Here is a 9,559-nt window from a genome sequence, read left to right as displayed (position 1 = left end):
GCCACACCGGGCGCGTCGCCGGCAGCGCCGGCCCCCGTCGCCCCCGCGGCGGCCGACCCCGACGGTCTGCTCGCGTTCACCGGATTCGCCATGGGCGGCCTCGTGCTGCTCGCCGTCGGGTTGCTCGCCGGCGGCGGGGTGCTCATCGTGTCACGCCGTCGCCGCGCGGCCCAGGAGTAGGGCCGCAGTCGGTTGCCGCCCGACCGGGTCGCCCGGTCAATAGGATCGAGGCATGACGAAGTTCCTGCGCCTCGGCCCTGTCGGTAGCGAGATCCCGGCCGTCGACGCCGGCGACGGGGTGCGCGACCTGCGCTCGCTGACCGCCGACATCGACGGTGCGTTCCTCGAGAGCGACGGCCTGCGCCGGGCGCGAGCCGCGGCATCCGACCTGCCCCTTCTCGACAATGCCGACGACCTGCGCGTCGGCACCCCCGTCGCGCGTCCCGGCGCCGTGCTCTGCATCGGCCAGAACTACGCGGCGCACGCGGCCGAGTCGGGCAACGCGGCACCGACCGTGCCCATCCTGTTCTTCAAACACCCGAATACCGTGGTCGGCGCGTTCGAGGACATCCACGTGCCGCCGCGCGCGGAGAAAATCGACTGGGAGGTCGAGCTCGGCGTGGTCATCGGCACCCGCGCCCGCTACCTCGACTCGGTCGACGACGCGCTGAACCACGTCGCCGGCTACGTCGTGAGTCACGACGTCTCGGAACGCACCTGGCAGAAGGAGGAGTCGGGCGGCCAGTGGTCGAAGGGCAAGATCGCCGAGACCTTCAACCCGGTCGGACCGTTCCTCGTGCCCGCCGACGAGGTGGACCCGCAGAACCTGCGGCTCTGGTCGACCGTCAACGGCGAAGCCCGCCAAGACTCGACCACCGCCGACATGGTGTTCTCGGTCGCGTTCCTGGTCTGGCACCTGTCGCAGTACGGCGTGCTCGATCCGGGCGACCTCATCAACACCGGCACCCCCGAGGGCGTCGCGATGTCGGGGCGCTTCCCGTATCTTAGAACGGGCGACGTCGTCGAGCTGGGTGTCGAAGGTCTCGGGGTCATGCGGCAGAAGCTGGTCAGCGCACCCCGCTAATCACCGGTTCGCCACCAGCGACACCGCGTACCGGTCCCACCACACGCCCGCGGCGGGGCCGCCATTGCAGGGCCCGTCGCTCACCCCCGGGTGCTTGACCCAGAGCAGCGCGTCGAGCTTCGTCGTGCCGGGAGTCGCTCGCGGGTTCACTCCGAGGGCCGCGCCCAGCGGGTTGCACCACTCGCCGTTCGCGCCGGCACCGTTGCGCGACACGTCGATCACGTAGTGCTTCCAGTTCACCCGCGCGGATAGCTTTCCGGCGTAATCGGATTCTTGCTGCACGGGGTGGAAGTTCGACACGTTGGTGAAGAAGCCGTTCGCCCGGGCTATGCCGGCCTTCTTCAGCCACTCCGCCTGCGCCGCCGGGCCGAGCCAGTTCGAGTTGCCGCCATCGAGGTACGTGACGAGCCCCGCGTCGGCGAGAATGTCGACGGCCTGCTTAATGAGTGGCGGCCGCACCGCTACCTCGGTGGCACACTTCGCGGCGGCAAGCGACGACAACGAGTCGGGCTCGATGAGCACGACGGCGCGTGTGCCCTCGAGCTCGTCGGCGATCACCCGGTTCCAGTCGAGGTAGGCGTCGTAGGTGGTGCCACCGCCCGAGTGCCCGCCGCAGTCGCGGAACGGAATCGCGTAGGTGACAAAAACGAGGGTCGCGCCCTGCGTTGCCGCGGCCGCGACGTGTCGGCGGATGATCGTGCGCATCAGGTCGTCGCTCCACCAGTTTCCGAGCCAGACCGCGGTGGGCTGCGCCGCGATGACGGCCATGGCGTCGGCCGAAGCGACATCACCCTGCGCTCTGAGGCGGGCGTCCGCTTTAGCGGCATCCGTATTGGCTTCCAGGTAGAGCGGCCCGGGGAAGACGGGATCGGCGGCGCCCGCGGCGGCGGGCGTGCCGACGATGAGTACGATCGCGATGAACAGGGCAGCCACCGCGCGCACGGTCAGCCCTTCGCCGGCCGGTTGTCGACGAGGTCGAGCGCCTGCTCTTCCCACCACACGCCGGCCTTCGGGCCGCCGTTGCAGGCGCCGTCGCTGATGCCCGGGTGCTTGATCCAGAGCAGCGCGTCGAGGCTCGTGGTCTCGCTCGTGGTCACCACGGGCGTCTGCCCGAGGGCCGCCCCGGTGGGGTTGCACCAGTCGCCCTTCCAGCCGTTGCCGTTGCGCGACACGTCGGTGACGAAGCGTTTGCCGCCGAGCAGGGCCGACAGCGCCTCGCCGTACTGGCGTTCCTCGTCGACCCGGTAGAAGTTGGAGACGTTGGTGAAGAAGCCGCGCGCGTTCTCGACCCCCGCCTCGGTGAGCATCTCGGCCATGCGCTTCTCGGGGATCCAGTTGTTGTTGCCCGCGTCGAGGTACGAGGTAAGCCCCGCCGCGGTGAACGCCTCGACGGCGCCCTTGATGAGCGGCAGGCGTCGCGTCTCCTCGCCCGCGCACTTCTCGCTGAAGAGCATGGCGAGCGAGTCGGGCTCCACGATCATGACGGCGCCGGTGCCCTCTAGCTGGTCGGCGAGGGCCTGCGCCCACGGCCCGTACTCGTCGTACTCGAGTCCGCCGGCGGAGAGCCCGCCGCAGTCGCGGTTCGGGATCGCGTAGGGCACGAAGACGAGCGTCGTGCCCGCCTCCTCGGCCTCCGCGATGTACTCGCCGAGCACGTCGGGCATCCTCTCGGCCGTGAGCCACTCGCCGAGCCAGATGGCCGTCGGCTGCTGGCTGATCTGCGCGATCTTCTTCGCTTCCTCGGTCTTGCCCGCTTCCCGCAGCTGCTGTTCGGCGACCATGGCCTCCGAGCGCGGGTCGAGGAACGGGCCGCCGGGGAAGACCTCGGCGCTCGTCTTGATGCCCGGTGTCGTCGTCGGTGTCGGGGCCGCGGATGACTCGGATCCACCGTCGTCCGCGGGTGCGGTGCAGCCGGCGGCGAGCAGCGCGACCGTGGCCGCGACGGCCGCGGCGATGCAGACCCGAGAGAAGGATGGTGCGGTCGATGTCACGTAGCGCCCCCAGCTAGTTGAGGGTTAAGGGTCGCACGGCCTCCCGGGAGTGGCAACGTCACCCAGCCGATACGGAGGTGACGCGGTCGGCGAACAGACCCAGCAATGCGGCGACCGCCGGGCTCGGGTTCGGCCGGCTGATCACGCTCAACCGCCAGTCGACTGCCGGTTCGAGCCGCAGGGCGACCGTGCCCGGCGGCGTCACGAGCGACAGCTCCGGCACGACGGCGATGCCCAGGTCGGCGGCGACGAAACGGGGGACCTCGGTGAGGTCGCTCACGACGGTGCCGACGACGCGGTTGATGCCCGCCTCGGCGAACGCCCGCTCGATCACGACCCGGTTGCCGAAGCCCGGGGGAGTGTCGACGAACTTCTGGTCGGCGAGATCGCGCAGCGTCACGCTCGTGCGGAAGGCGAGCGGATGCCCCAGCGGAAGCACGGCGACGAAGCGGGTCTCGGCGAGCGTCAGTACCTCCAGCCCCGCGAGATCCTGGATCGGCAGACCCATGAACGCGACATCGACGCGCCCGCGGCGCACGTCGTCGGCGAGGCCGGTGGACCCGGAGGCGGATGCACCGAGCTGGAGGTCGACGAGGGGGTGCAGGGCGTGGAACTCCCCGAACAGGCCGGGCAGGTCGACGAACCCGACGTTGGTGAAGATGCCGACGCGCAACCGCCCGCGGATGCCGGCGCTCGACGAGGCGGTGCGCACCCGGTCGATCGCCTCCAGCGCGAGCCGCGCTTCGGGCAGCAGCAGCTCCCCGGCGGGGGAGAGGGCGACGCTCTTGGTCGAACGGACGAACAGGGTGGTGCCGAGGTCGGTCTCGAGCGCGCGGATGCCGGCCGAAACCGTGGACTGCACCGCGAACATCCGGGCAGCGGCCCTCGTGAAGTTGAGTTCTTCCGCGACGGCGACGAAGTATTCCAGCTGGCGGGTGTCCATCGCACCATTATCGCTTGTCTCGATCACTGCGATCAGGATTAGTCGTTGGACACGATGAATGGTCGCGCGCATTCTGGGGTCATGACACTCACGGCACCCGCGCGCACCACCCGGTTCCAGCTCCGCCACGGCACCGGATTCTGGATCATCGCCGCCGCCTTCTTCACGGTGATGGCGTTCTCCACCCTGCCCACACCGCTCTATGCGCTCTACCAGCAGCGCGACGGGTTCGCCGCGTTCCTGATCACCGTGATCTTCGCCGCGTACGGCGTGGGCGTGATGGCGAGCCTGTACTTCGCCGGGCACGTGAGCGACTGGCTCGGCCGCCGCCGCATCATCCTCATCGCGATCGTGGTCGAGATCGTCGCCGCCGTGATCTTCCTGATCTGGCCGGAGGTGCCCGGTCTGATCCTCGCGCGCTTCGTGAACGGCGTCGGAGTGGGCATGCTTACCGCGACGGCGACCGCCCACCTCAGCGAGCTGCGTGCCGTCGCGCGGCCCGACGAGGGCCCGTCGACCTCCGGAACCGTCTCGAGCTTCGTCAACATCGGCGGCCTCGCGGCCGGAGCGTTGATCTCGGGGGTGCTCGCCCAGTTCGTCGTCGCTCCGCTGGTCGTCCCCTACCTCGTCTTCCTGGTGCTGCTCGTGGCGGCGGCGGTCGCCGTGGCGTTCGTGCCTGAGACCGTCGAGCGGCAGGAGGAACGTTCCGCCTACCGGCCGCAGCGTGTGTCGCTGCCCGCGGCGTCCCGCTCGACCTTCTTCGCCGCCGGCGCCGGCGCCTTCTCGGCCTTCGCCATCTTCGGGCTCTTCACCTCCCTCGCCCCGAGCTTCATCGCGGGCACCCTGCACGAGCCGTCGCGCCTCGTCGCCGGTGCCGTCAGCTTCGTCGTCTTCGGCGCGGCCGCCGTCTCGCAGATAGTCACCGCTCGCCTCGCGCCGGTGCGGCAGCTGCAGCTCGCGGTCGCCCTCATGTCGCTCGGTCTCGCCGGCATCGCGACCGCTGTGCTCGTCGTCAGCCTGCCCGCGTTCGTGGGGGCCGGCGTGCTCGCCGGTGCGGGGGTCGGCATCCTGTTCCGCAGCTCGATCGGCGTCGCGGCGTCCCTCGCGAGCGGCCCGTCTCGCGGCGAGATCCTCGCCGCGCTGTTCCTCGTCGCGTACGCCGGCATGTCGGTTCCCGTGCTGCTGATCGGCCTCGCGCTCGCGTTCCTGCCGAGCACGACGGTGCTCGTCGGATTCGCGGCGATCGTGCTCGTGATGGTGCTCGTCTCGGGAACGCGCATGATCGCCACACGCCGCTAACGGGCATCCGCGGGCCCTGCTGGTAGTCTGAAGTCGCAACACACTGGAGCAGGCTGGCGGAAAGCTGGTCAGTGGTGGTGAATTCCCGGCCCGTCGGCCGGTGGTTTTCTACTGTTGACCAGACATGCGCCCCACTCTGGGGAATAAGCGCGCGTACACATATCTGTGTGTCGAACGGCCCCTGCTCCTCGACGAGTCCCCTCCATACGGGAGCGGACGTAAAACAAAGAGGAGAAACCCCCGCATGGAGGGTCCAGAAATCAAGTTCGCCGAAGCCGTTCTCGACAACGGTAAGTTCGGCACGCGCACCGTGCGCTTCGAAACCGGTCGTCTCGCACAGCAGGCCCAGGGCGCAATCGCGGCCTACCTCGACGAAGACACCATGCTGCTCAGCGCTACCAGCGCTGGCAAGCACCCCCGCGAGGGCTTCGACTTCTTCCCCCTCACGGTGGACGTAGAAGAGCGTTCCTACGCTGCAGGCAAGATCCCCGGCTCGTTCTTCCGCCGCGAAGGCCGTCCGTCGACCGAGGCCATCCTGGTCTGCCGTCTCATCGACCGTCCCCTGCGCCCGACCTTCGTCGAAGGCCTGCGCAACGAGGTCCAGGTCGTCATCACCGTTCTGAGCATCGCTCCCGACGAGTTCTACGACGCCCTCGCCATCAACGCCGCATCGCTCTCGACGCAGATCTCCGGCCTCCCGTTCTACGGACCCATCGGTGGCATCCGCCTCGCGCTGATCAACGACCAGTGGGTCGCGTTCCCCAAGTACTCGCAGCTGGAAGAGGCCGTCTTCGACCTCACCGTCGCCGGCCGCCTCGTCACCGATGCCGACGGCAACGAAGACATCGCGATCATGATGGTGGAAGCCGAAGCCACCGAGAACAGCTGGGACCTCATCAAGGCCGGCGCCACCAAGCCCGACGAGACCGTCGTCGCCCAGGGCCTCGAGGCCTCGAAGCCGTTCCTCAAGCAGCTCATCAAAGCCCAGCTCGAGGTCGCAGCGCAGGCCGCCAAGCCGATCGCCGCCTACCCGGTCTTCCCGCCGTACCAGCAGGCCACCTACGACTCGGTCGCGGGCTTCGCCTACGAAGAGCTCAAGGGCGTCTACCAGATCGCCGACAAGGTCGCCCGCCAGGACGCCGACGACGAGCTCAAGGATCGCGTCAAGGCTCACGTCGCATCCGAAATCGAAGCCGGCAACCTCGACGGCAGTGCCACGTCCGAGATCTCGGCCGCCTACAAGTCGGTCTCCAAGAAGGTCATGCGCACCCGCGTGCTGACCGAGGGCATCCGCATCGACGGCCGTGGCCTCTCCGACATCCGCGCGCTCGACGCCGAAGTCCAGGTCATCCCGCGCGTGCACGGTTCGGCGATCTTCCAGCGTGGAGAGACCCAGATCCTCGGCGTGACCACGCTGAACATGCTCAAGATGGAGCAGCAGATCGACTCCTTGGCCCCCGTGACCAAGAAGCGCTACATGCACCACTACAACTTCCCGCCCTACTCGACCGGTGAGACCGGCCGCGTGGGTTCGCCGAAGCGCCGCGAGATCGGGCACGGCTTCCTCGCCGAGCGCGCCATCGCACCGGTGCTTCCTCCCCGCGAGGAGTTCCCCTACGCGATCCGCCAGGTGTCCGAGGCTCTCGGCTCCAACGGTTCGACGTCGATGGGTTCCGTCTGCGCCTCGACCCTGTCGCTGCTCAACGCCGGTGTGCCGCTGCGCGCACCCGTTGCCGGCATCGCGATGGGCCTCATCTCCGACGAGATCGACGGAGTGACGCGCTACGCGGCACTCACCGACATCCTCGGCGCGGAAGACGCACTCGGCGACATGGACTTCAAGGTCGCCGGTACCTCCGAGTTCGTCACCGCGATTCAGCTCGACACGAAGCTCGCCGGCCTGCCCTCCTCCGTTCTGGATGGCGCGCTCAAGCAGGCGAAGGAGGCTCGCACCGCGATCCTCGCCGTGATCAACGCTGCGATCGACGCCCCCGACGAGATGGCCCCCACGGCGCCTCGCGTGATCTCGGTGCAGATCCCGATCGACAAGATCGGCGAGCTGATCGGCCCGAAGGGCAAGACGATCAACCAGATCCAGGACGACACCGGAGCCGACATCTCGATCGAGGACGACGGCACCGTGTACATCGGCGCCGTCGACGGTCCGTCGGCCGAGGCCGCCCGTGCCGCCGTCAACGCGATCGCCAACCCGCTCAACCCCGAGGTCGGGGAGCGCTTCCTGGGAACGGTCGTCAAGATCGCCACCTTCGGTGCGTTCGTCTCGCTCACCCCGGGCAAGGACGGTCTGCTCCACATCAGCGAGGTGCGTAAGCTTGCCGGTGGAAAGCGCGTCGAGAACGTCGAAGACGTACTCGTCGTCGGCCAGAAGATTCAGGTCGAAATCACCAAGATCGACGACCGCGGAAAGCTGTCGCTCGCTCCTGTTGAGGACGAGACCGTCGGTGGAGACACCGAGGGTAGCGCTGCCGCGAGCGAGGGCCCCGAGGCCCCCGCAGAGGGCTAAGCAGCAACTGCAGCGCCCATAGATCTGCTCGAGGCCTCTCGCCAGGCGCTCGAGTAAGACGAAGAAGCCCCCGCCGCAAGGTGGGGGCTTCTTTGCGCACCCTGCGGGGTACAGACTTTTCTCGATGTAACCGGCAGGAGTCCATCCGAATACGTCCTGATAACGATTGGGGTGTCATCCAGCGAATGTCGGCGGCGCATTCTATTCTCGGTAACGAGCTAAGGGGAACTGAGACATGACGACTGCGATCGACACCGGTCGACCGTCAGCGGGCGCGAGCTCCGGACTGAGGCAGATCGGCGCATCCGACCTGCACGTCTTCCCCCTCGCCATCAGCGGAAACGTCTTCGGCTGGACGGCCGACGTCGTCTCCACGAACGCGATCCTCGACGCCTACGCCTCCGGCGGCGGCAACTTCGTCGACACGGCAGACTCCTACGCCGCGGGTCGCAGCGAGATCATGATCGGCAATTGGATGCGCGACCGTCGCAACCGTCCCGACATGGTCGTAGCGACAAAGGTCGGCAAGAGCGCCGACAATCCGGGCCTGTCGGCCCGCGCCCTCACGGCGTCGGTGCACGCGTCCCTCGAACGCCTGCGCACCGGCTACGTCGATCTTCTCTACCTGCACGTCGACGACGAGTCCGTGCCGTTCGAAGAGACCCTCTACGCGGTCGACGAACTCATCCGGGCCGGCAAGGTGCGCTACTTCGGCGTCTCCGACCACACCGGCAACCGTCTCATCGAGGCGCGCATCGCCTCGGGTCAGATGGGCATCGCACCGATGGTGGCCCTGCAGAACCAGTACAACCTGCTGCACCGCGGCGAGTACGAGGGCGACCTCGCCCGGGTCGCCGACCGCCAGGGTCTCGGCGTCATGCCGCGGTTCGCCCTCGCGAGCGGGTTCCTCACGGGCAAATACCGTTCGCGCTCCGACATCGCCAAGAACTCTCGCGGCGCGGAGGCCGCCAAATACCTCAGCCGCAAGGGGCTCCGGGTTCTCGCGGCGCTCGACCGCATCGCGCAGTCGCATGGGGTCCCGGTCGCCACCGTCGCCCTCGCCTGGCTGCTGTCGAAGCCCAACGTCGTGGCGCCCGTGGCGTCGGCGAGCCGCGCAGACCAGGTCGCCGACCTGGTGGCTGCGGCGGCGCTGCCGCTCACCCGCGCGCAGATCGCCGACCTCGACAAGGTCAGCGCGTAACTATCTAGAACAAGCCGGGGATCGCGACCCAGCCGAGCGCGGTAACGATCACGATCGAGTTGAGCACGAGGGCGACCACGGTGAGCGTCTTGCTGCCGCGCCCGCCGGTGAGCAGCGCGAGTACGAGCACGATCTCGAGCAGCACCGCCACGACGATCAGGCTCAGCGGCGCGGGCAGCGCGGTGAAGACGGTCAGCAGCATCAGCACCGCGAGAACCAGCTCGAGCACGGCGAGAACCGTGGAGTTGCGGCTCGACCGCAGGCGTCCCACGCCGTCGACGAAGGCGAGAATGGCGGCGGCCGCGGTTATCACGGTCAGCAGGTTCAGGGTGATCATGGCGGTCCCTCCGGGTACGCGGAACTCCCAAGGCTAGTGGGATTATTGGAGCGGCCGCGCCCATAACGTAGGCTCGGTGGCGATGACCGGTGCAGTGCAGTTACCCCTAGACCTCGCAGAACTCTCTTTCATCTCGACCGGCGACTCGCTCGTGCGGCGCAGTGTTCTGCCGAGCGGAGT

General features: G+C 68.4%; 8 protein-coding genes and 1 pseudogene. 5 read left to right on the top strand and 4 right to left on the bottom strand.

The window, feature by feature from the left end:
* Together ACLQ6X_RS09020 and ACLQ6X_RS09015 are read left to right on the top strand one after the other, a co-directional pair.
* A pseudogene (locus tag ACLQ6X_RS09020) lies at positions 1 to 180 on the top strand (sortase); the annotation flags it as partial.
* Positions 181 to 232: 52 nt separating this feature from the next.
* A complete protein-coding gene (locus ACLQ6X_RS09015) occupies positions 233 to 1,084 on the top strand; it encodes a fumarylacetoacetate hydrolase family protein (protein WP_411699835.1) in 852 nt (283 codons plus the stop codon).
* Here the strand turns inward: ACLQ6X_RS09015 and ACLQ6X_RS09010 are convergent, their stop codons facing one another.
* Genes ACLQ6X_RS09010 through ACLQ6X_RS09000 form a run of 3 tightly spaced genes read right to left on the bottom strand, consistent with a single transcriptional unit; the run spans position 1,085 to position 4,018 of the window.
* Positions 1,085 to 2,017, bottom strand: coding sequence for a glycoside hydrolase family 6 protein (locus tag ACLQ6X_RS09010; protein WP_411699834.1), 933 nt, complete (start codon positions 2,015 to 2,017; stop codon positions 1,085 to 1,087).
* Between the two features lie 11 nt (positions 2,018 to 2,028).
* Positions 2,029 to 3,075 (bottom strand): glycoside hydrolase family 6 protein, encoded by a 1,047-nt coding sequence (locus ACLQ6X_RS09005; RefSeq protein WP_411699833.1) that lies wholly within the window; start codon positions 3,073 to 3,075, stop codon positions 2,029 to 2,031.
* Between the two features lie 58 nt (positions 3,076 to 3,133).
* Positions 3,134 to 4,018 (bottom strand): LysR family transcriptional regulator, encoded by an 885-nt coding sequence (locus tag ACLQ6X_RS09000; RefSeq protein ID WP_411699832.1) that lies wholly within the window; start codon positions 4,016 to 4,018, stop codon positions 3,134 to 3,136.
* A gap of 81 nt (positions 4,019 to 4,099) precedes the next feature.
* Here ACLQ6X_RS09000 and ACLQ6X_RS08995 point away from each other — a divergent pair, with 81 nt between their 5' ends.
* The 3 genes from ACLQ6X_RS08995 to ACLQ6X_RS08985 all read left to right on the top strand — a co-directional run bounded on the left by ACLQ6X_RS08995 (position 4,100) and on the right by ACLQ6X_RS08985 (position 9,042).
* A complete protein-coding gene (locus tag ACLQ6X_RS08995; RefSeq protein ID WP_411699831.1) occupies positions 4,100 to 5,317 on the top strand; it encodes an MFS transporter in 1,218 nt (405 codons plus the stop codon).
* A gap of 244 nt (positions 5,318 to 5,561) precedes the next feature.
* Positions 5,562 to 7,841, top strand: a complete 2,280-nt coding sequence (locus ACLQ6X_RS08990; protein WP_411699830.1) for a polyribonucleotide nucleotidyltransferase — start codon at positions 5,562 to 5,564, stop codon at positions 7,839 to 7,841.
* A gap of 235 nt (positions 7,842 to 8,076) precedes the next feature.
* A complete protein-coding gene (locus tag ACLQ6X_RS08985) occupies positions 8,077 to 9,042 on the top strand; it encodes an aldo/keto reductase (RefSeq protein WP_411699829.1) in 966 nt (321 codons plus the stop codon).
* A gap of 4 nt (positions 9,043 to 9,046) precedes the next feature.
* Here ACLQ6X_RS08985 and ACLQ6X_RS08980 read toward each other — a convergent pair whose 3' ends face one another.
* Positions 9,047 to 9,379 carry a hypothetical protein gene (locus ACLQ6X_RS08980; protein ID WP_411699828.1) on the bottom strand — a complete coding sequence of 111 codons (333 nt, stop codon included), beginning with the start codon at positions 9,377 to 9,379 and terminating at the stop codon, positions 9,047 to 9,049.
* Positions 9,380 to 9,559 lie beyond the last annotated feature (180 nt).

The organism is Conyzicola sp., from assembly GCF_046714715.1.
GTDB lineage: Bacteria > Actinomycetota > Actinomycetes > Actinomycetales > Microbacteriaceae > Conyzicola.
This window is presented reverse-complemented; position numbering and strand designations above follow the sequence as displayed.